Annotated in this window: 22 protein-coding genes; 8 read left to right on the top strand and 14 right to left on the bottom strand. The window is 63.4% G+C overall.

From position 1 onward, the window contains the following. Window positions 1-9: 9 nt before the first annotated feature. Complete coding sequence (locus JOE27_RS15560) at window positions 10-1,323, top strand: ATP-binding protein (RefSeq protein WP_046788225.1); 1,314 nt, start codon at window positions 10-12, stop codon at window positions 1,321-1,323. A 120-nt stretch (window positions 1,324-1,443) separates the two neighbouring features. Here JOE27_RS15560 and rimK read toward each other — a convergent pair whose 3' ends face one another. Beyond that, window positions 1,444-2,349: a 30S ribosomal protein S6--L-glutamate ligase gene (rimK, locus tag JOE27_RS15555; protein WP_012316721.1), complete on the bottom strand. Its 906-nt coding sequence runs from the start codon at window positions 2,347-2,349 to the stop codon at window positions 1,444-1,446. Then, entirely contained in the window at window positions 2,346-2,828 is a 483-nt protein-coding gene (locus JOE27_RS15550) for an ATP-dependent zinc protease (RefSeq protein ID WP_039603122.1), read from the bottom strand. Before JOE27_RS15550 ends, rimK begins: the two co-directional genes overlap by 4 nt. 109 nt (window positions 2,829-2,937) lie before the next feature. Here JOE27_RS15550 and JOE27_RS15545 point away from each other — a divergent pair, with 109 nt between their 5' ends. Continuing rightward, complete coding sequence (locus JOE27_RS15545; protein WP_012316719.1) at window positions 2,938-3,339, top strand: S4 domain-containing protein; 402 nt, start codon at window positions 2,938-2,940, stop codon at window positions 3,337-3,339. Between the two features lie 27 nt (window positions 3,340-3,366). On the opposite strand, the gene JOE27_RS15540 is transcribed toward JOE27_RS15545, so the two are convergent. Next, window positions 3,367-4,161 carry a phosphatase PAP2 family protein gene (locus JOE27_RS15540; protein WP_115273123.1) on the bottom strand — a complete coding sequence of 265 codons (795 nt, stop codon included), beginning with the start codon at window positions 4,159-4,161 and terminating at the stop codon, window positions 3,367-3,369. Window positions 4,162-4,280: 119 nt separating this feature from the next. On the opposite strand from JOE27_RS15540, the gene hslO reads away from it, so the two are divergent. Beyond that, window positions 4,281-5,180, top strand: a complete 900-nt coding sequence (hslO, locus tag JOE27_RS15535; RefSeq protein ID WP_046788227.1) for an Hsp33 family molecular chaperone HslO — start codon at window positions 4,281-4,283, stop codon at window positions 5,178-5,180. A 179-nt stretch (window positions 5,181-5,359) separates the two neighbouring features. Then, on the top strand, window positions 5,360-6,901 hold the full coding sequence (locus JOE27_RS15530) for a phosphoenolpyruvate carboxykinase (RefSeq protein WP_012316716.1): 1,542 nt from the start codon (window positions 5,360-5,362) through the stop codon (window positions 6,899-6,901). Window positions 6,902-6,952: 51 nt separating this feature from the next. Here the strand turns inward: JOE27_RS15530 and JOE27_RS15525 are convergent, their stop codons facing one another. Then, complete coding sequence (locus JOE27_RS15525) at window positions 6,953-7,225, bottom strand: type II toxin-antitoxin system mRNA interferase toxin, RelE/StbE family (RefSeq protein WP_012316715.1); 273 nt, start codon at window positions 7,223-7,225, stop codon at window positions 6,953-6,955. Next, window positions 7,225-7,689: a hypothetical protein gene (locus JOE27_RS15520; protein WP_223255173.1), complete on the bottom strand. Its 465-nt coding sequence runs from the start codon at window positions 7,687-7,689 to the stop codon at window positions 7,225-7,227. The genes JOE27_RS15525 and JOE27_RS15520 overlap by 1 nt, the downstream gene beginning before the upstream one ends. A 101-nt stretch (window positions 7,690-7,790) precedes the next feature. On the opposite strand from JOE27_RS15520, the gene JOE27_RS15515 reads away from it, so the two are divergent. Then, window positions 7,791-8,231 carry a thioesterase family protein gene (locus tag JOE27_RS15515; RefSeq protein ID WP_039604534.1) on the top strand — a complete coding sequence of 147 codons (441 nt, stop codon included), beginning with the start codon at window positions 7,791-7,793 and terminating at the stop codon, window positions 8,229-8,231. A gap of 54 nt (window positions 8,232-8,285) precedes the next feature. On the opposite strand, the gene JOE27_RS15510 is transcribed toward JOE27_RS15515, so the two are convergent. The 3 genes from JOE27_RS15510 to fdhD form a co-directional block, all read right to left on the bottom strand. Further along, a complete protein-coding gene (locus JOE27_RS15510; RefSeq protein ID WP_115273122.1) occupies window positions 8,286-8,765 on the bottom strand; it encodes a glycine zipper domain-containing protein in 480 nt (159 codons plus the stop codon). A 214-nt stretch (window positions 8,766-8,979) separates the two neighbouring features. After that, a complete protein-coding gene (locus tag JOE27_RS15505) occupies window positions 8,980-11,325 on the bottom strand; it encodes an FdhF/YdeP family oxidoreductase (protein WP_174141977.1) in 2,346 nt (781 codons plus the stop codon). Window positions 11,326-11,330: 5 nt separating this feature from the next. After that, a complete protein-coding gene (gene fdhD / locus JOE27_RS15500; RefSeq protein WP_204919167.1) occupies window positions 11,331-12,161 on the bottom strand; it encodes a formate dehydrogenase accessory sulfurtransferase FdhD in 831 nt (276 codons plus the stop codon). A 192-nt stretch (window positions 12,162-12,353) separates the two neighbouring features. Between fdhD and lysM the strand changes: the two genes are divergently transcribed. Beyond that, window positions 12,354-12,794, top strand: coding sequence for a peptidoglycan-binding protein LysM (gene lysM, locus JOE27_RS15495; protein ID WP_046788236.1), 441 nt, complete (start codon window positions 12,354-12,356; stop codon window positions 12,792-12,794). 114 nt (window positions 12,795-12,908) lie between these two features. Here the strand turns inward: lysM and yrfG are convergent, their stop codons facing one another. Beyond that, window positions 12,909-13,571, bottom strand: a complete 663-nt coding sequence (gene yrfG, locus JOE27_RS15490) for a GMP/IMP nucleotidase (RefSeq protein ID WP_046788237.1) — start codon at window positions 13,569-13,571, stop codon at window positions 12,909-12,911. Window positions 13,572-13,635: 64 nt separating this feature from the next. On the opposite strand from yrfG, the gene nudE reads away from it, so the two are divergent. Further along, window positions 13,636-14,202 (top strand): ADP compounds hydrolase NudE, encoded by a 567-nt coding sequence (gene nudE / locus JOE27_RS15485; RefSeq protein ID WP_046788238.1) that lies wholly within the window; start codon window positions 13,636-13,638, stop codon window positions 14,200-14,202. Then, on the top strand, window positions 14,199-15,026 hold the full coding sequence (gene cysQ, locus JOE27_RS15480) for a 3'(2'),5'-bisphosphate nucleotidase CysQ (RefSeq protein WP_119687932.1): 828 nt from the start codon (window positions 14,199-14,201) through the stop codon (window positions 15,024-15,026). The genes nudE and cysQ overlap by 4 nt, the downstream gene beginning before the upstream one ends. Here cysQ and JOE27_RS15475 read toward each other — a convergent pair. The 5 genes from JOE27_RS15475 to rfbC are packed head-to-tail and all read right to left on the bottom strand — an operon-like array spanning window position 15,015 to window position 20,125. Beyond that, complete coding sequence (locus tag JOE27_RS15475) at window positions 15,015-15,470, bottom strand: YiiD C-terminal domain-containing protein (RefSeq protein ID WP_039604210.1); 456 nt, start codon at window positions 15,468-15,470, stop codon at window positions 15,015-15,017. The genes cysQ and JOE27_RS15475 overlap by 12 nt on opposite strands. Next, window positions 15,467-16,876, bottom strand: a complete 1,410-nt coding sequence (locus JOE27_RS15470) for a sigma-54 dependent transcriptional regulator (RefSeq protein ID WP_046788240.1) — start codon at window positions 16,874-16,876, stop codon at window positions 15,467-15,469. The genes JOE27_RS15475 and JOE27_RS15470 overlap by 4 nt, the downstream gene beginning before the upstream one ends. Beyond that, complete coding sequence (locus tag JOE27_RS15465) at window positions 16,873-18,687, bottom strand: ATP-binding protein (protein WP_115273118.1); 1,815 nt, start codon at window positions 18,685-18,687, stop codon at window positions 16,873-16,875. Before JOE27_RS15465 ends, JOE27_RS15470 begins: the two co-directional genes overlap by 4 nt. Before the next feature lie 38 nt (window positions 18,688-18,725). Further along, the gene (gene rfbD / locus JOE27_RS15460) at window positions 18,726-19,586 is read right to left on the bottom strand and encodes a dTDP-4-dehydrorhamnose reductase (protein ID WP_204919165.1); all 861 of its coding nucleotides are present in this window, start codon (window positions 19,584-19,586) and stop codon (window positions 18,726-18,728) included. Further along, entirely contained in the window at window positions 19,583-20,125 is a 543-nt protein-coding gene (rfbC, locus tag JOE27_RS15455; protein WP_115273116.1) for a dTDP-4-dehydrorhamnose 3,5-epimerase, read from the bottom strand. The genes rfbD and rfbC overlap by 4 nt, the downstream gene beginning before the upstream one ends. Window positions 20,126-20,236 lie beyond the last annotated feature (111 nt).

The following is a 20,236-nucleotide window of genomic DNA, read 5'->3' as shown; positions in this document are numbered from 1 at the left end:
TGGCCTTCGATGAAAACTCCGGTCTGGTTCCCGCAAAGCTTCTTCGCCCGCACCCTGTGGCTGGTGCTGATCGTTGTCCTGTTCTCCAAGGCGCTGACCCTGGTCTACCTGCTGATGAACGAGGATGTGCTGGTCGATCGGCAGTACAGCCATGGTGTGGCGCTGACGCTGCGCGCCTATTGGGCGGCCGATGAAGAAAACCGCGACAAGATTGCCGAAGCCGCAGGCCTGATCCGGGTGACCGGCTCCGGCGTGCCGGAGGGCGAGCAGCACTGGCCCTACAGCGAAATCTATCAACGGCAGATGCAGGCCGAGCTGGGCGAAGACACCGAAGTGCGCTTGCGCATCCACGCACCGCCTGCGTTGTGGGTCAACGCGCCGAGCCTCGGCCCGGGCTGGCTGAAAGTGCCGCTTTATCCGCACCCGTTGCGTGGCCAGAAGATCTGGAACGTACTTGGCTGGTTCCTGGCCATCGGCCTGCTGTCCACCGCTTCGGCGTGGATCTTCGTGCGCCAGCTCAACCAGCCGCTCAAGCGCCTGGTGTTCGCTGCCCGTCAGTTGGGCCAGGGCCGCAGTGTACGTCTGCCGATCAGCGATACGCCGAGCGAAATGACCGAGGTGTATCGCGCGTTCAACCAGATGGCCGAGGATGTCGAGCAGGCCGGGCGTGAGCGCGAGCTGATGCTGGCGGGCGTGTCCCACGATTTGCGCACGCCACTGACGCGCCTGCGTCTGTCGCTGTCCTTGCTGAACAGCGACAACGAACTGAGCGACGACATGGTCCGCGACATCGAGGACATGGACGCGATTCTTGACCAGTTCCTGGCCTTCATTCGCGATGGCCGCGACGAGCCGCTGGAGGAGGTCGACCTGGCCGACCTGGTGCGCGAAGTGGTGGCGCCCTACAACCAGCCGCAAGAGCGTGTGCGCTTGTGCCTGGAGCCTATTCCGCCATTCCCGCTGCGCAGGGTTTCCCTCAAGCGCATGCTGGGCAACCTGATCGGTAACGCGCTGCATCACGCGGGCAAGGGGGTCGAGGTGGCCGCCTATGTGTCGGGCGACGAGAGCGCGCCTTATGTGGTGCTGAGCGTGCTGGACCGGGGGGCAGGGATCGATGAGTCGGAGCTGGAGACCATCTTCAACCCGTTCATTCGTGGGGACCGGGCGCGGGGTGGCAAGGGCACCGGGTTGGGGCTGGCGATCGTCAAGCGGATCGCCGCCCAGCATGGCGGCAATGTCGAGTTGCGCAACCGGTCCGGGGGCGGGATCGAGGCGCGGGTAAGGTTGCCGTTGGGGCTTTTGCTACCGCGTAACGCGGTTTGAGCCTTCGCTGCCAGTGATGGCCCTATCGCCGGCAAGCCGGCTGCCACAGGTACATCACTGAGCCGCAAAGCAGTGGGAGCCGGCTTGCCGGCGATGGGGCTGCACGGCAGCCCCAAAACCTCAGCCTTTGCCCTTGGTCCGGGTCTGATTCGGCCCGCCATTTTTCTCCAGATGCTCGATGATCATCCCGGCCACGTTCTTGCCGGTTGTCACCTCGATACCTTCCAGGCCCGGTGAGGAGTTCACCTCCATCACCAGCGGCCCGTGGTTGGAGCGCAGAATATCCACCCCTGCCACGCTCAGGCCCATCACCTTGGCCGCACGAATGGCGGTTATCCGCTCTTCAGGCGTGATCTTGATCAGGCTGGCCACACCGCCGCGATGCAGGTTGGAGCGAAACTCGCCTGGCTTGGCCTGGCGCTTCATCGAAGCAATCACCTTGTCGCCCACCACGAAGCAGCGGATATCGGCACCGCCGGCCTCCTTGATGTATTCCTGAACCATGATGTTCTGTTTCAGGCCCATGAACGCTTCGATCACCGACTCGGCCGCTTGGGTTGTCTCGCACAACACCACGCCGATCCCTTGCGTGCCTTCCAGCACCTTGATGACCAGCGGGGCGCCATTGACCATCTGGATCAGGTCGGGGATGTCGTCCGGCGAGTGGGCGAACCCGGTAATGGGCAGGCCGATGCCGCGCCGGGACAACAACTGCAACGAACGCAGCTTGTCACGCGAGCGGGCGATGGCCACCGACTCGTTGAGCGGGTAAACGCCCATCATCTCGAACTGGCGCAGCACCGCGCAGCCGTAGAACGTCACTGACGCGCCGATGCGCGGGATCACTGCATCGAAACCCTCCAGCGGCTTGCCGCGGTAATGGATCTGCGGCTTGTGGCTGGCGATGTTCATGTAGGCCCGCAGGGTATCGATCACCACCATTTCATGGCCACGCTGAGTGCCGGCTTCGACCAGCCGGCGGGTGGAATACAGACGCGGATTGCGCGACAGCACAGCGATCTTCATGCAGCACCTGTGACAGGAGATAGGGTGGCCGGGTAGGCCGGTTTGTCTTGCACGTACTTGAGCCCGGGGTTGACCACCAACTGGCCGTGAATGAGTGCCTTGGAGCCGAGCAGCAGGCGGTAGCGCATGTTCTTGCGGCAGGCCAGGGTGAACTCTACTTCCCAGACGCCATCGCCCAACGCCAACGAGGTGCGGATCACGTACCGGGTCTGGGCATGGCCGTTGGAGCTCTTGATGGTCTTCATGGTGACCAGCGGGGCTTCGCAGCGGCGGTGGCGCAATTGCACGATCGAACCCAGGTGGGCCGTAAAGCGCACCCATGGCTGGCCGTCGCGCTCGAAGGGCTCCACCTCGGTGGCATGCAGGCTGGAGGTGCTGGCACCGGTATCGATCTTGGCGCGCAGGCCCGCCACACCGAGGTCGGGCAAGGCGACCCACTCGCGCAGGCCGATTACAGTCAGATGGTCAAATGTCTTCACGGAGCACACCCTGCGAATGAGGTGGTGAACTGTAAGCACGGCGGGGACTTTTTGCATCCGTCAGTTACGGTAGTACAGTTCGATGAAAGACAGAATTCGAGGCAACGGGATGGCACACAAAGCGGAAGAAGACGACAAGGTACGCCTGGACAAATGGTTGTGGGCGGCGCGGTTCTACAAGACCCGGGCGCTGGCCAAGGCCGCCATCGAAAGTGGCAAGGTGCATTGCCGGGGCGAGCGCTGCAAGCCCGGCAAGGAGCCGCGAGTGGGTGACGAGTTCGTGCTGCGTACCGGTTTCGACGAGCGTACCGTGGTGGTCAAGGCGCTGTCGGTGGTACGCCGGGGCGCGCCTGAAGCGCAGGCCCTGTATGCAGAAACCGAGGAGAGTGTGCGCCGCCGCGAGCAGGCTGCCGAGCTGCGCAAGGCCGGGGCCATGGGCGTGACCACCGACGGCCGGCCGAACAAGAAGCAGCGGCGGCAGATTCACCAGCTGCACGGCAATTTTGATTGAATGGGGCTGCGCAGCAGCCCCAGCCGTCTAGCGGACCACCGCCAGGCGCCCGACCAACGGTAGCCTGGCAGCGAGGGCAAACAAAGGCGCCGTCCACCGCACCAGCATTGCGCTACCTTTGGCCGCCAGCGGCGTATGGCAGCTCCAGCCCAACGCTAGGACTGCCATCAGCAAGCCACCGATGTAGTCATCCTGCCCCCAGTGCGCGCCTGCGACCAGGCGCGGCAGCATGAACAGCAACGCCAGGCCCCAGATCACGAGGTGCTGGACCAGGCGCCGGCTGAACAGGCTCATGAACAAGGCCCAGATCAGCAATACCGAGGCGTGGTCGCCCGGGAAGCTGTTGCTGGAACGGTCCTTCAGCTCCCATGCCTTCTCAAGGTTCGGGTAGTAGTCGCTCAGGTGCACAGCGTTGGTGAATAGCATTGATGGGCTGTCATGCTGCCAGCCCATTGCATCCACCCACTTGGAAAACACCGCGCGAATCACCACTAAGAGGATCAGCGTAACCAGAAAGCCGAAGAAGGCTTCACGCACCTGGCTGGCCTTGAACACCCAGTCGCCCCGAATCAGCACGGCCAGAAGGACCAGGCCAACGACGATGTCGAAGGGGCGCAGGCTGCCGACGGTCCAGATATAGCGCCAGGTGGTGTTGTCGGCCAGCGGTGCATTGAGGCTGTGGAACAGCCATTCGTCGAAAGTCAGGCACAGGATCTGGCCAAACGGCCACAACCAGAAACACAGTAGAGCGATGGGCAGCAAAGTGCAGGCTGCCAAGGGGCCCCAAGACCACCTTGCTTTTAACAGTGGTCGATTGTCCATAAAATACCTCTATTGCAATCAGGAATCGGAGCGCCTTGTGAGCGCTCTGTCACGGGATCTCGCAAGTGTTCGACATTCCGTGTAACCATTTTGTCATCATTTCTAGATAGCCAAAACCTATGAGCGATTTGCCGGATACCGATTTCACCCAACGTTTCATCTTCGACGACCGCGATATTCGCGGCGAGTGGGTGGCACTCGATGACAGCTACGCCGCGGTGTTGGCTCGTCATGCATACCCACAGCCCGTTGCCACTCTGCTCGGTGAACTGATGGCCGCTACCTCGCTGTTGGTGGGCGCGCTGAAGTTCGACGGCCTGCTGATCCTGCAGGCGCGTTCTGCTGGCCCCATCCCCCTGCTGATGGTGGAGTGCTCGGGCGAGCGCGACATCCGCGGCATGGCGCGTTACGAAGCGGACCAGATAGCAGCCGACGCGACGCTGGCGCAGCTGATGCCCGACGGCCATCTGACCCTGACCATCGACCCGGTCAAAGGCCAGCGCTACCAGGGTACTGTCGAGCTCGACGGCAAAAACCTGTCCGAATGCTTCACCAACTACTTCGTGCAGTCGCAGCAGCTCAACACGCGCTTCTGGCTCAACGCCGAAGGCGGCAAGGCTCGCGGCCTGTTGCTGCAGCAGTTGCCGGTGGATCGCCAGCGTGATGAAGAAGAGCGCGAGGACAGCTGGCAGCACGTGATTGCCCTGGCCAACACCCTCAAGCCGCAGGAGTGGGCCGAGGCCAACGAAACCTTGCTGCACCGCCTCTATCATGAAGACGCCGTACGCCTGTTCGATATCCAGCCGCTGCGCTTCAAATGCAGCTGCTCGCGCGAACGTTCCGGCAATGCGCTGGTCAGTCTTGGCGAGCATGATGCCAAGCAGCTGGTCGAGGAGTGCGGGGGCAAGGTCGAGATCGATTGCCAGTTCTGCAACGAGCGTTATTTCTTCGATGCCAGCGATGTGGCACAACTGTTTGCCGGTGGTGGCACTGACACGGCGTCAGAAACTCGCCACTGAAACGTTTAATTTCAGGGAAATCTCCTGTCGAATTGCGCAAAAGGGCAGTTACGACAGGAGGGGCCTACTTTTTTTGGGCGTTTCTGGCATAATCCGGCCACTTTTTTCGCTGTAGTAGTTTTTTACAGACAACTACAAAACGTTTGGAGCACTCGGCCTCGGGCCGGATGGGGTATCTCATGACGCAAGCCAACAACACCGTGTACACCGACCTGAGCGTCGATGAGCTGGTAAAAGAAGCGCTGCAACGCGGTGAAGGCGTGCTAGCCGATACCGGCGCATTGGTCGTCGAGACCGGGCACCGTACTGGCCGTTCGCCGGCTGACCGTTTCATCGTCGAAGAACCTTCCACCCAGGACGCCATCGCCTGGGGCCCGATCAACCGCAAGTTCCCGGCCGACAAGTTCGATGCCCTGTGGGACCGCGTCGAGGCGTTCAACAACGCCCAGGATCACTTCGTTTCCTACGTTCACGTAGGGGCTGCCGCCGAGCACTACCTGCCGGTGAAGATGACCACCCAGACCGCCTGGCAGAACCTGTTCGGCCGTTGCCTGTTCATCAACCCTGAGCAGTTCAACCCGGCTGGCCGCGACCAGTGGCAGGTTCTCAACGTTGCCAACTTCGAGTGCGTGCCTGAGCGTGACGGCACCAACTCCGACGGTTGCGTCATCATCAACTTCGCCGCCAAGAAAGTACTGATCGCGGGCATGCGTTATGCCGGCGAAATGAAGAAAGCCATGTTCTCGGTGCAGAACTTCCTGCTGCCGGCTGCCGACGTGCTGCCAATGCACTGCGCTGCCAACATCGGTGAAGAAGGCGACGTCACCCTGTTCTTCGGCCTGTCCGGCACCGGCAAGACCACCCTGTCGGCTGACGAAAGCCGTTACCTGATCGGTGACGACGAGCACGGTTGGGGCGAAGGCGTTGTCTTCAACATGGAAGGCGGCTGCTACGCCAAGTGCATCGACCTGTCCGAGAAGAACGAGCCGGTCATCTGGAAAGCCATCAAGCATGGCGCCGTGCTGGAAAACGTCGTCCTGGACGGCAACAAGCACGCCGACTACGCCGATGTCAGCCTGACCCAGAACAGCCGCGCCGCCTACCCGCTGGAGCACGTCGCCAAGCGCGCCGAAGCCAACCTGGGTGGCGAGCCTAACGCAGTCATCTTCCTGACCTGCGACCTGACCGGTGTTCTGCCTCCGGTTTCGATCCTGAACAACGAGCAGGCGGCCTACCACTTCCTGTCCGGCTACACCGCGCTGGTCGGTTCCACCGAAATGGGTTCGGGCGGCGGCATCAAGTCGACCTTCTCCACCTGCTTCGGCGCACCGTTCTTCCCGCGCCCGGCTGGCGAATACGCCGAGCTGCTGATCAAGCGTATCAACGCCTTCGGCTCCAAGGTCTACCTGGTCAACACTGGCTGGACCGGTGGTGGCTATGGCGTCGGCAAGCGCTTCAGCATCCCCACCACCCGTGGCGTGATTGCTGCCATCCAGAGCGGCGCTCTGGTCGGTACCGAGACCGAGCACCTGGATATCATCAACCTGGACGTGCCGAAGGCCGTTCCGGGCGTCGAGACCGAGCTGCTCAACCCGCGCAACACCTGGGCTGACAAAGCTGCCTACGACGAAGCTGCAAAAGGCCTGGCCAAGCTGTTCACTGAAAACTTCAAGAAGTTCGAAGTGTCCGACGCAATCAAGGCTGCTGGCCCACAGCTGTAAGCTGTCGCCGGTTGCAACGAGAAAGCCGCCCCCAAGGGCGGCTTTTGTGTTTCAGGGCCATTGCTGCCTTGCATGCAGGATGCGGATGATTTCCACGGCTTCCCTTGTAATCCGATAGACCATCACGTAGTTGGGGTGGATGATGATTTCCCGGGTCCCCGGATAGCGCCCGGGTTTGTACATGGAAGGAGTCTGCGCAGCGAGCCTGGCTTTTTCGGCAAATTTTTCGTCTAGTGAAATGGCGGCAGCGGGATTGTCCTGGGCTATATGGTCCATAATGCGAAAGCGATCATTGCGGGCCATCTCACGCCAAGCCAGGCGCATCAGCGGACTCTGGCTTTGAGTTCGCTGCGGCGAGCCGCGAACAGCAGCTCTGCTTCTTCATCCTCCATCGCGGGCGACGAATCGTTCAGGCTTGCTTCGACTTGCTCTGCGAACCACGCCTCGTAAGCGGCTGCTTCATGAGCCCGCTTCAACGCTTGAGCGCGATCAGGACGTTGGTAAGTGCTCATCAGGCCAGGGTCAAAGGCTGAGGTGTCCACCTCGAAATGGTCGATGCCCATCTCACGCAGGTAGATGACCAAGGTTTCAAACTTTTTGAAAAGCCTTACGTTGCCGCTACGTTGGGCAATCAGCAGGTGCTCTTGCTGATTGATATCGACCTGGATGGCCCAGCCACCCGGTTGGCCGACGATGTGCGTAGCGTTGATTCGGCCCGATTCCACCAGTCGGCTCAAGTTGGCATGATCTAATTGATGAGTTGGCATCGGTGTCTTTCTCAGTTTCATCAGATACACCATGGTATGCAATCTATAGTTGATTGCGACTATAGTCCTTCCTGTCTTGGTGTGGGAAGCTTCCTCACGGTGTAACCAATTGTGGATATCTCATGACCGAATCCCCTCAGCGCAGCGCGTTCTCCCACTTCCACCCCATCCTCACCCGCCCCCAAGACAACGACCATAACGGCCACATTGCCGGTGCCACAGTGCATGGTTTCTTCGAAACCGCCATCCAGGCCTTTCTGGTCGAGCAAGCTGAATTCGACCTGCGTGAAGGTGAGCTGGCGGCGTTCGTGGTCAGTTCGGCGGCAGACTTTTTCGCGCTGCCGGGCTTTCCGGACGTGCTAGAGGTGGGTTTGGGCGTCACTCGCCTTGCAGGCAGCACGGTGGAGTACCGGCTGGCGCTGTATCGCCCGGGAGAGGCCGATGCTTGTGCGGCAGGGACCGTGGTGCAGGTGTTCATCGAGCGCGCCAGCGGCCGGCCGGTACCGCTGCCGGAGGCGCTGCAAGTCATTTTGTCGGGCCTGCAGCTCGGTTCGCAGGCATAAAAAAGCCCCGCGGGTGAGGGCGGGGCTTTTGCTGCCTGAGGATGGTCTCAGGTATCAGTCGCGCCAGTGGCGCTTGTGCTTGCGGTGGCCGTAGTGGCGGCCACGGTCGTAATGACGGCGGTCGTCGTAGCCGCGACGGTAGCGGCGGTCGTCGTGACGGTCGTCATCATCGGCCTCGTTGCCCAGGTAGTTACCGAGCGCGCCACCGGCGCCGCCGCCTGCGGCTGCACCAATGTAGCTACCGGTAGTACCACCCACCGAGCGACCGACCACGTTACCGCCTGCAGCGCCCAGTGCGCCGCCGATAGCGGCCTCACCACGCTGGCGCTTGTCGGCACCCAGGGCACCGCCGGCCGCACCGCCCAGGCCGGCACCAATGGCGCCGCCAGTGCTACCACCGATGGAGTTGCCCACTACGGAGCCGAGTACCCCACCCAATGCGCCGCCAATGCCGGCCTCGGTATTGCCACCGGCCATGGCAACGCCGCTGAGCAAGCTGAAAGACAACAACAGAATCGAGGAGTACTTCTTCATCAAGAGAGCCTCATAAGGATGACGAGGGCGAATTTGCAGTTCCTTGAGGCCGCTGGCAACGAAAATCCGACGAGTAGCACGAGTTGTACACAATTCTCTAAGTTACTGTTTTATCGATGAAACTTTATCGATTTTCGTGTGTCTGAGGTAATTGTGACAAAGCCCTGAACCCCTGTGGAACAGGGCTTTTTTCGTTTTTACCCGTACGGTTCGATTACACGATTCGCCCGTCGTCGCGCGCCCGCTCCAACTTGATGGCGACGAACTTGGAGGTCGGTGTATGGCTGCCCTCACCGATGCTTTCCAACGGGATCAGCGGATTCACTTCCGGGTAGTACGCCGCCGCCTGCCCAGCCGGGATATCGAAAGCCAGCAGGGTGAAGCCCTGTACACGGCGCACATGCGAATCGCCCCACAACGAGACGATGTCGACCTTCTGCCCCGGCTGGAAGCCCAGGCGGATGATGTCGGCCTCGTTGACGAACAGCACGTCACGCTGGCCGCGCACGCCACGGTAGCGGTCGTCCAGGCCATAGATGGTGGTGTTGTACTGATCGTGCGAACGCATGGACTGCATGATCAGGTCCGGTACCTGGCCGCTGGCGCGTACCCGCTCGTCGAGCAGGGTGTCCGGCAGCAGGTTGGCCTTGAAGTTGGCGCGGCCGTTGGTGGTCTTCCACTGGCGGCTGGCTGCACTGTTGCCCAGGTAGAAGCCGCCTGGGTGGCTCAGGCGCTGGTTGAAGTCAGCAAAGCCTGCAATGGTGTCGCCGATCAAGTCCCGGATACGGTTGTAGTCGGCCACAAGCCAGTGCCAGTCGACCGGGTTTTTGCCAAGTGTGGCAGCGGCGATGCCGGCAACCACTGCCGGCTCCGAGCGCATGTGGGTCGATAACGGCTTGAGCTGGCCGTTGGAGGCATGGACCATGCTGAAAGAGTCTTCAACGGTGACCGCCTGCGGCCCGTCGGCCTGCAGGTCGATATCGGTGCGGCCCAGGCACGGCAGGATCAGCGCCTGTTTGCCGTGGATCAGGTGGCTGCGGTTGAGCTTGGTGCTGATGTGCACGGTCAGCGCGCAGTTGCGCAGGGCCTGGGCGGTACGCTCGGTATCCGGGGTGGCCTGGGCGAAGTTGCCACCCAGCCCGATGAACACCTTGGCGCGGCCGTCAAGCATGGCGTGGATCGCTTCGACGGTATTGTGGCCATTGTGCCGCGGTACCGGGAAATTGAAGCGTTTTTCGATGGCATCGAGCAGCGCCACCGGCGGGCGTTCATTGATACCCATTGTGCGGTCGCCCTGCACGTTGCTGTGGCCGCGTACCGGGCACAGCCCTGCGCCAGGCACACCGATGTTGCCGCGCAGCATCTGCAGGTTGACGATTTCCTGGATGGTGGGCACCGAGTGGCGGTGTTGGGTGATGCCCATCGCCCAGCACATGATCACCCGTTTGCCGCGGCAGTACATGCGTGCAGCCAGCTCGATGTCTGCGAGCTCAAGGCCCGACTGCTCCTGAATGTGCGCCCACGAGGTGGCGTCCACTGCCGCCAGGTACTGATCGACACCGTGACCATGCTCGGCGATGAATACGTGATCGAATACCGCCGGCTCGCCTTTGGCCTGCGCCTCACGCTCCCACTGCAGCAGGAACTTGGCCATGCCACGCAGCAGCGCCATGTCGCCGCCCAGGGCCGGGCGGAAGAACGCCGTGTTGGTCGGCCGGTCGCTGTTGGTCAGCATTTCCAGCGGGTTCTGCGGGTGCTGGAAGCGCTCCAGGCCGCGCTCCTTGAGCGGGTTGATGCACACCACCTGGGCGCCACGCTTCACGGCATCGCGCAGCGGGTCGAGCATGCGGGGGTGGTTGGTGCCGGGGTTCTGGCCCCAGACGAAGATTGCATCGGCGTGTTCGAAATCATCGAAGGTGACAGTCCCCTTGCCCACACCGATGCTTTGCCCCAAGGCTACGCCACTGGCCTCGTGGCACATGTTCGAGCAGTCGGGGAAGTTGTTGGTGCCGTATGCACGCACGAACAGCTGGTACAGGAACGCCGCTTCGTTGCTGGCCCGCCCGGAGGTATAGAACTCGGCCTGATCGGGGCTTGCCAGGTTGTTCAGCTCTCGGGCGATCAGGGCAAAGGCTGCATCCCAGGCGATCGGCTGATAGCGGTCGCTGGCCGGGTCGTAGACCATCGGTTCGGTCAGGCGGCCTTGGTATTCCAGCCAGTAGTCGCTCTGCTCAAGCAGCGCGCTGACGCTGTAGCGGGCGAAGAAGGCCGCATCGACTCGGCGCTTGGTGGCTTCCCAGTTGACCGCCTTGGCGCCGTTCTCGCAAAACTTGACCATGCCGCTTTCGGGCGAGTCGCCCCAGGCGCAACCGGGGCAGTCGAAGCCGCCATTCTGGTTGGTCTTGAGCAGGGCGCGAAGGTTCTTCAGCGCATTGTCGCTGCCGACCCAGGCCTTGGCCACGCTGCGCAAGGCGCCCCAGCCACCGGCGGGGCCGTGGTAGGGCTTGTAGCGTGGTGGGGAGGCTGGGGCGTTGTCTGGAAGAGGCTGGTACGAGGTCACGGCTATTACGACTCCGCCGCTGGGCTATAGACCCGCGGTGCACTGTGTTTGGGCAGATGAATGAGGTTGAGGTTGTGCTTGCGCGCCCATTGCAGGGCAAGCCCGGTAGGGGCCGAGAGGCTGACCAAGGTCTGGATGCCGGCCCGCAGGACTTTCTGGATCAGCTCCAGGCTGCAGCGGCTGGTGACGATCGCCAGGCCGCCTTCGGTGGCGATGACCTGGCGCAGCAGGGCGCCGATCAGCTTGTCCAGGGCGTTGTGGCGGCCGATGTCTTCGCGGCCGAGCAGCAGCTCGCCCTGGGCGTTCATGAACAATGCCGCATGCACGGCACCACAGTGCTGGCCCAGAGGCTGGAAGGCATCGATACGCTCACGCAGGCCCACCAGCCACTGCGCCGGTGGCAATGGCGCGCCAGGCAGCTCGGCCAGCTCCGGCAGCGCCTGCTCCAGGGCTTCGACGCCACACAGGCCGCAACCGCTGGTGCCGGCCAGTTGGCGACGCTGGTTTTTCAGGTTCCAGAATGCGCGGCTGGAAATCTCCAGGTCGGCGTACAACGCCGAGCCGCTGCCGGAGAGCTTCAGGTCGTAGATGTCCGCGGTGCCATCGACAATGCCGCTGCCAACGCTGAAGCCGACCGCAAAGTCTTCAAGGTCGGTGGGGCTGACCAGCATCACGGCCTGGTTGAGGCCGTTGTAGACGATAGCCAGGGCGACTTCTTCGGCCAGCGGCGTGCTGGCACGCGCAGCGTCGTCGAGCTGGACGTAATCGTAGGTGTTGCTGGCGGCAGGCAAGGCCAGAGGCGTCGAGGCCGCGCAGACCGGAGGTTTGCTGTTCATCGGGGCTGGTTGTTCATCGGCGCTGACTACCGGCGGCTTTTTGATAGCACCAGCCTAGGCCTGCGGGCCGGTCACGTCTAATCGCTAGGGTCTATGCCTTGATAGACCGCGTCGATTGGTCGCAGTGGGGCGGGGGAGGAAATCCTGGCCTAGACTCGTGTTTCCGAGGTTATCGTCAACATGGAGAACGCAATGAGCCTTTTCAGTTTCGTGAAGGAAGCCGGCGAGAAGTTGATCGACCTGCTGACCCCAGGCAATGCCAATGCCGAGGAGCAGTTGAAGAAACACGTGGAGAGCGTCGGCCTGGGCAACCCGAACATCACCGCTACGGTAGAGGGTGACAAGATCACCCTCAAGGGCGAGGTGGCCAGCCAGGAGGAGAAGGAGAAAATCATCCTCGCGGCCGGCAACATAAGTGGTGTGGCCAGCGTTGATGATCAGATCACTGTAACTGGGCCGGTCGTTCAGGCTGCGCGGTTCGTAACCGTGAAAAAGGGTGACACGCTGTCAGCCATTGCCGTGGTCGTGTATGGCAACGCCGGCCAGTACAACAAGATCTTCGAAGCCAACAAGCCGATGCTCAAGCACCCGGACAAGATCTATCCGGGGCAGGTGCTGCGGATTCCGGACTGACAGATCTATATCGTCTGCTCCGGCCAATCGCCGGCAAGCCGGCTCCCACAGGTACTCCGCTGCTCTCAAGTTCAGCGCAAACCCAGTGGGAGCCGGCTTGCCGGCGATCTGGCCTTAAAGACCTACCAGCAACTCCCGGTAATCCTCGACTGCCGCAAACTCCTGGGTATCGCGCGGCGCCGCCTGGCTATCGGGCTGGCGCACGGCCAGCAAATGCCCCACGCCAAACCGCTGGGCACTGCGCAGAATGGCCAAGGTGTCGTCGATGAACAGGCTGCGCCCAGGCTCGAACCCGATATCGGCCTGCAACGCATCCCAGAACTGCGGGCTTTCTTTCGGGTAGCCGTAATCATGCGAACTGATCAGCCGCTCGAAATACGGCGCCAGTTCCACCCGCTCCAGCTTCAACGACAGCGAATCGCGGTGCGCATTGGTGATCATGACCACGCGCTTGCCGGCCTGGCGGATCGCTGCCAGGAAGGTATCGGCGTCTGGGCGCAGGGCGATCAGGTCGGCGATCTCGCGCTTGAGTTCGCGGATCGGCAAGTTCAGCTCGCGGCTCCAGAAGTCCAGGCAGTACCAGTTGAGCGTGCCGGCATTGCGTTCGAACAGCGGCTGCAGCTCCATTTCGGCCATCGCCCGGCTTACGCCGTGCACCTGGGCGTAGCGCTGGGGCAGGTGCTCCAGCCAGAAGCGGTTGTCGTAGTGCAAATCGAGCAGCGTGCCGTCCATGTCCAGCAGGACAGTATCGATGGCAGACCAGGGAAGAACAGGCATGGGAAACTCTCGTTCAGTCGGCAAGCCACGGTATAGTAACCCGTTCACGCCAAGGAGCCGCCCCATGCGCCAGAAACCCACCGTTCTCAGCCGCGAGATCGTCGCCAGCAGCCGCTTGTTCCGCGTCGAGGCCGTGCAGTTGCGTTTCAGCAACGGCAACGAGCGTACCTACGAGCGCCTGGTCGGGCGCGGCAATGGATACGGCGCCGTCATGATCGTGGCCATGCTCGATGCCGAACACGCGGTGTTGGTGGAGGAGTATTGCGGAGGCACAGATGAATACGAACTGTCCCTGCCCAAAGGCCTGATCGAACCGGGCGAGGATGTGCTGGCAGCGGCTGACCGGGAACTCAAGGAAGAAGCCGGCTTTGGCGCGCGTCAGCTGGAACACCTGACCGAGCTGTCGCTGTCCCCCGGCTACATGAGCCAGAAGATCCAGGTGGTGCTGGCCACCGACCTTTACGAAGAGCGGCTGGAGGGCGACGAGCCGGAGCCGATGCGGGTCGACAAGGTCAACCTTCGCGAACTCTCGGCGCTGGCCATGCACCCGCAGTTCAGCGAGGGGCGGGCGCTGGCGGCGTTGTACCTGGCGCGTGACCTGCTGATTCAACGGGGGCTGCTCGACGTATGAACGACCAGCAACTGATGCATGAAGTGGTGAAACTGGCCGCCCTGGCAGGGCAGGCGATCCTGCCGTTCTGGCGCGCCGACGTGGCGGTGACCAACAAGGCGGATGATTCGCCGGTGACCGCCGCCGACCTGGCCGCACACCGGGTTATCGCCGACGGCCTGCAGGCGCTGGCGCCGCAGATCCCTGTGCTGTCTGAGGAAGACTGCAATATTCCGTTGGCCGAGCGCCAGGGCTGGCAGCGCTGGTGGCTGGTCGACCCTTTGGACGGTACCAAGGAGTTCATCGCGGGTAGCGAAGAGTTCACCGTCAATATCGCGCTGATCGAAAACGGCGAAGTGGTGTTTGGCGTGGTTTCGATGCCCACCAGCGGGCGCTGTTATTTCGGTGGCCAAGGCCTGGGTGCCTGGCGGGCAGAGGCAGGCGGCGAGCCCCAGCCGGTCCAGGTCCGTAACGCGCCACCTGCCGATGGTCGTTTCACCGTGGTGGCCAGCCGTCGCCATTCCAGCCCACAGCAGGAAGCGTTGCTGTCTGGCCTTGGCGCTGCTGTCGGTGAGCTGGAGCTGGCCAATATCGGCAGCTCGCTCAAGTTCTGCCTGCTGGCCGAAGGCAGCGCCGACTGCTACCCGCGCCTGGCGCCGACCTCGCAGTGGGACACCGCTGCGGCGCAAGGTGTGCTGGAAGGGGCAGGCGGCGAAGTGATCGGCGTGGATGGCCAGCCGTTCCGCTACCCGCCACGCGAATCCCTGCTCAACCCCTTCTTCCTGGCCCTTCCCGCGGCTGCCAGCTGGCGTCAGGCGCTGATCCAGCTCGCCTCAGCGATGTAACACATACTGCCCGCTGAACCTCACGGCGGGCTCGTCGCTGCCAGCATTGCAAACCGTGGTGTCCAGCGTCAGCCGCGCACGGCCACGGCGCTGATACATCGCAACGAAGCGCTCCCAGGTTTTTTCGTCCGGTGCGGCGCAGCGCGCCACTGCCGTGCCGGTGACCGGCAGCGGGTAGCTGATCTGCCCTTCCTGAATGACGATATGCCCGTCGTCGATGCCCAGCTCGCGCAGGCGCAGGTGCAACCAGCCCCAGCCCACCAGCACGGCGGCGCAGTACAGGCTGCCGCCGAACATGGTGCTTTTGTGGTTGACGTTGGCGGCCAGCGGCAGCTGCAGGCGCAGGCTCTGCCCTTGCCAATCGATGACCTGCAGGCCCATTTCACGGGTCAGGGGAATGTCGCTGTGCAGGACGCCCTGCAGGTACTGGCTGTCGCTGTTCATGGGCGGTTGTCCTCGTGGTCGTCAGGCCCGCTGTGGCCACCGTCAAAACTGAGGCCGTGCTTGCGCAGCTTGTCATGCAAAGTTTTGCGCGGGATACCGAGTGCCTCGGCCAGGCTGCGCATGGAGCTGTGCGGCTGGCCCAGTTCGGCGGCAATCAACGAACGCTCGAACTGCTCGACCTGTTCGCTGAGGTTGCCCAGCTGAAGCGGGGCTGTGGGCGCTGCGGCAGCGGGCGCCTGGTTATCGAGCGCCAGCTCCAGGCCAAGGGCGAAACGCTCGGCGGCGTTTTGCAGTTCGCGCACATTGCCTGGCCAGGCATGGCGCAGCAGCATGGCCCGGTGCGCCGGCTGCAGGGTTTGCGGTGGCAAGCCGTGGCGTTGGCTGGCGGTATCGGCGAAATGCTGGAACAGCACCAGGATGTCATCCCCTCGCTCGCGCAGCGGCGGGATGCGCAGCGGTGCCACGTTCAAGCGGTAGTAAAGGTCGGCACGGAAGCGGCCCTGGTCGGCAGACTGGCGCAGGTCCTCCTTGGTTGCGGCAATGATGCGGATGTCCAGCGGGATGAGCTGGTTGCCGCCCAGGCGCTCGACCACCCGTTCCTGCAGCAGGCGCAGCAACTTCACCTGCACGTCCAGGCTCATGCTTTCGATTTCGTCGAGGAACAGCGTGCCGCCATTGGCGAACTCGAACTTGCCGATGCGGCGCTTCTGCGCGCCGGTGAAAGCGCCGGGCTCATGGCCGAACAGCTCGCTTTCGACCACCGACTCGGCCAGGGCGCCGGCATTGATGGCCACGAATGGCCCATCGCGGCGGCTGGACAGGTCGTGCAGGGCGCGGGCCACCACCTCCTTGCCAGCGCCGGTTTCGCCGAGGATGAGCACGTCGGCGCGGGTGCCGGCCAAGGCGCCGATCTGTTCGCGCAGGCGCTGCATGGCAGGTGAATGGCCGACCAGGCGGGTGGCCAGTTGCTGGCGGTCGCTCAAGGCCAGGCGCAGGCTGCGGTTGTCGAGCACCAGCCGGCGCAGGGCCAGGGCGCGGCGCACGCTGTCGAGCAGGGCTTCACTGGCAAAGGGCTTTTCAAGGAAGTCGTAGGCGCCAGCACGCATGGCTTGCACCGCCAAGGGCACATCGCCGTGGCCGGTGATCAGCAGCACTGGCAGTTCCTTGTCACGCCCGTGCAATTGTTCGAGCAGTTGCAGGCCATCGATGCCGGGCATGCGGATATCGCTGACCACCACGCCGGGCCAGTCGGGCTCCAGGCGCTCGGCCAGGCCTTGGGCGTCGGCCAGGGCAACCACCTTCAGCCCCGCCAGGTCGAGGGTTTGGCTCAAGGCCTGGCGCAGGTGTGGGTCGTCGTCGACCAGCAGCACCTGGGCCTGGCTGTCGATCTGTATCTCGGGGGTCATGCCGAGGGGTCCTCCGATGGTTGCAGGTTGGCGCCGGGCGCTGCCACGCGCATTTGCAGGGTGAGCAGGGCGCCGCCTTCCGGGTGGTTGGCCAGCAGCAGTTCACCGCCCAGGGCACGCATCAGGCTTTCGCAGATGGCCAGGCCCAAGCCCAGGCCCTGGGTGCGGGTCTTGGTGGTGAAGAACGGCTCCTTGGCGTGCTCGAGGGCCTGCCGGCTGAAGCCCGGGCCATTGTCGCGGATGAACAGGTAGACGTAGTCATCGCGCTTTTCGGCACTCAGCCACAGGCGGCGCGGGTTGGCTTTTTCAGTCAGGGCATCGAGGGCGTTGGCCAGCAGGTTGCCGAGCACCTGGCGCAGGCGTGTCTCCCCGGCCTGTACCCACAGGGTGGCATCGGGCAGGTCACGGATCAGCTCAACGGCCATCGCTCGGCGGCGTTTGGCCAGCAGCGCCAGGGCGTCGTCCAGCGCCGGCTGCAGGGCCACGCTTTCCGGCGCATGGCGGTCCCGCCGGGCGAAGGCCCGCAGGTGAGCGATGATCGAGGCCATGCGCCCGGTCAGTTCGCCGATCAGCTTGAGGTTGCCGCGGGCATCTTCAGTGCGCTGGTGATCGAGCAGAATCTCGGCGTTTTCCGCGTAACTGCGGATGGCTGCCAAGGGCTGGTTGAGTTCGTGGCTGATGCTCGCCGACATGGTGCCGAGCACCGACAGCTTGCCCGCCTGCACAAGCTCGTCCTGGGCGCGCACCAGCTCCTGCTGGGCATTCTCGCGCTCCAGTACCGCGCTTTTCAGGCGGTTGTTGAGGCCTTCGAGGTCGGCGGTGCGCTGGGCCACACGATTTTCCAGCTCCTGGCGGCCCCGGGCTTCGAAGTCGATGCGGTCGATATAGTGCCGGCGGCGTTGCATCACCAGGCCGGCCAGCAGCATCAGCACCAGCAGTGCGCCGCCACCGATGGCCATGACGGTTTGCACCGAACGGTCGACCAGCATGCGTGGTGCGAGGATGCTGACCTGCCAGCCGGTCTCCTTGATGTCACGCGTCTGGGCCAGCCAAGCGTTCTGGTTGAGTACCAGCGGCTGTGGCGCCTGGGTCGGGTAGGGCTGGATGGCGATGATCGCCTGGCGCTCGGCCTCGGTCAGCTCGCGCGTGGCGCGAAAGCGCCAGTCAGGCCGCGAGGTGAGGATCACCACACCGTTGTGGTCGGTCAGCAGCAATTGCTCGGGCGTATTGCCCCAGAGGGTCTCGGTGTGGTCCAGGTCGACCTTGACCACCAATACCCCGACGATGCGTTCACGGTCATGCACGGCAGCGGCAAAAAAGTAGCCGCGCTTGGCCGACGTGGTGCCTTGGCCGAAGAAGCGCCCAAGTTGCCCGGCCATGGCTTCGTTGAAGTACGGGCGGAAGGCGAAATTGCGGCCCACGAAGCTGTCGCGCTTGTCCCAGTTGGAGGCGGCCAGGGTATTGCCGCTGACGTCCATCAGGTACATCACCTCGGCACCGGTCTGGTGGGCGATGTCTTTGAGCAGGCGGTTGGCGTTGGTCACCGCTTCGAGCTTGAACGGGTCGGCCAGTACGCCGCGCAGCGCCGGCAATTCGCCAAGAATCTGCGGCAGGGTTTCGTAGCGGTGCAGGGTGCCGAGCAGGTTGGCGACATACAGGTCCAGGGTCTGGCGATTCTGCGACGCCAGTTCGTCCTGATAATAGCGTTCGGCAAGGTGATGCAGCGGCCACAGCAAAGGGGCCAGGCACAGGGCCAACAGGGCCAGGCTGCGCCAGCGGGGACGGCGTGGGTGCGTGGGTTTTGCAATCATCGCGTAAATGCGCCAGAAGGGTCTGGCGCAATTATGCGCTACTTGAGGCAGTCGATCAGCGCCTGCTGCCAGTGCGGTAGCGTTACGCCCCACTCGCGGGCCAGGCGTGAGCAGTCCAGGCGCGAGTTGGCCGGCCGGCGCGCGGGCGTGGGGTATTCGCTGGAGGGGATCGGCAGCAGCTCGGCGCAGGGCAGGCCACGGGCCTTGAGCTGCTCGCCGATGGCCTGGGCAAAGCCGAACCACGAGGTCTGGCCTTGGGCGGCCAGGTGATAGGTGCCCCAGGCACCGGCCCTGCCGGCCTGCCAGCGCTCGATCAGCGCGCGGGTGCTGAGGGCGATGGTCGTGGCCCAGGTTGGCGCGCCGATCTGGTCGTCGACCACCCGCAGTTGCGGTTTTTCCTGTAGCAGGCGTTGCATGGTCAGCAGGAAGTTGCGCCCGTGCAGCGAGTACACCCAGCTGGTACGCAGAATCAGGTGTGCGCCGCCCACGGCAGCGATGGCCTGCTCACCGGCAAGCTTGCTGCGCCCGTAGACACCGAGCGGGTTGGGTACGTCCTGTTCGCTGTATGGCGTGGCCTTTTCCCCGTCGAACACGTAGTCGGTGGAGTAGTGAATCAGCGGTGCGCCAAGGCGCAGCGCTTCTTCGGCAAGCACGCCAGGGGCTTGGGCATTGATCGCAAAGGCGGTGTCCGGCTCGGTTTCGGCCTGGTCCACTGCGGTGTAGGCGGCAGCATTGATGATCAGCCCGGGGGCAAGCTGGCGCAGCGGTTCACGCAAGGCCTCGGGCTGTGCCAGGTCCAGTTGGTCGCGGCCCAGCAGGTGTATCTCGCCCAGGCCGGCCAGCTGTGTTTTCAGCGCTTGGGCGACCTGGCCATTGTGGCCACACACGAGCACCCTCATGGGAACAGGTCCGCGTCAGCCAGCAGCGCGCCGGCCTGGTCCTTGGCCGACAGCTGCGGTGCTTCCACGCCCCAGTCGATGGCCAGCTGTGGATCATCCCAGCGGATGCAGCGCTCGGCGGCGGGGTTGTAGTAGTCGGTGGTCTTGTACAGGAAGTCAGCCGATTCGCTCAACACCAGGAAACCATGGGCGAACCCTGGCGGGATCCAGAACTGGCGGTGGTCTTCGGCGCACAGGCGGGTGGCCACCCAGCGGCCGAACGTCGGTGAGCTGCGGCGGATGTCCACGGCCACATCCAGCACTTCGCCCTGGACAACCCGCACCAGTTTCCCCTGGGGGTTATCGATCTGGTAGTGCAGGCCGCGGAGCACGCCGCGCTGTGAGCGGGAGTGGTTGTCCTGGACGAAATGGGCGTCAAAGCCCGTCAGCCGCGCAAACTCGCGGGCATTGAAGCTTTCGAAGAAAAAGCCGCGGCTGTCACCGAAGAGCTTGGGCTCGATGATCAGTACGTCGGGTATGTCTGTTGCGATTATGTTCATGGCAATTTTCTGACCAGTGTACTCAGGGGTGGACCGTACCGGCCTCGTTCAATGTAGCCGCCTTGGCGCTTTGCAGCCCGGATTGCCATCATGACCGAGCGTGAACGCACG

It is taken from the genome of Pseudomonas sp. M5 (assembly GCF_016907075.1).
GTDB classification, from domain to species: domain Bacteria; phylum Pseudomonadota; class Gammaproteobacteria; order Pseudomonadales; family Pseudomonadaceae; genus Aquipseudomonas; species Aquipseudomonas putida_E.
Note: the sequence above shows the minus strand (reverse complement) of the source record. Positions and strands in the feature narration are given on the sequence as shown.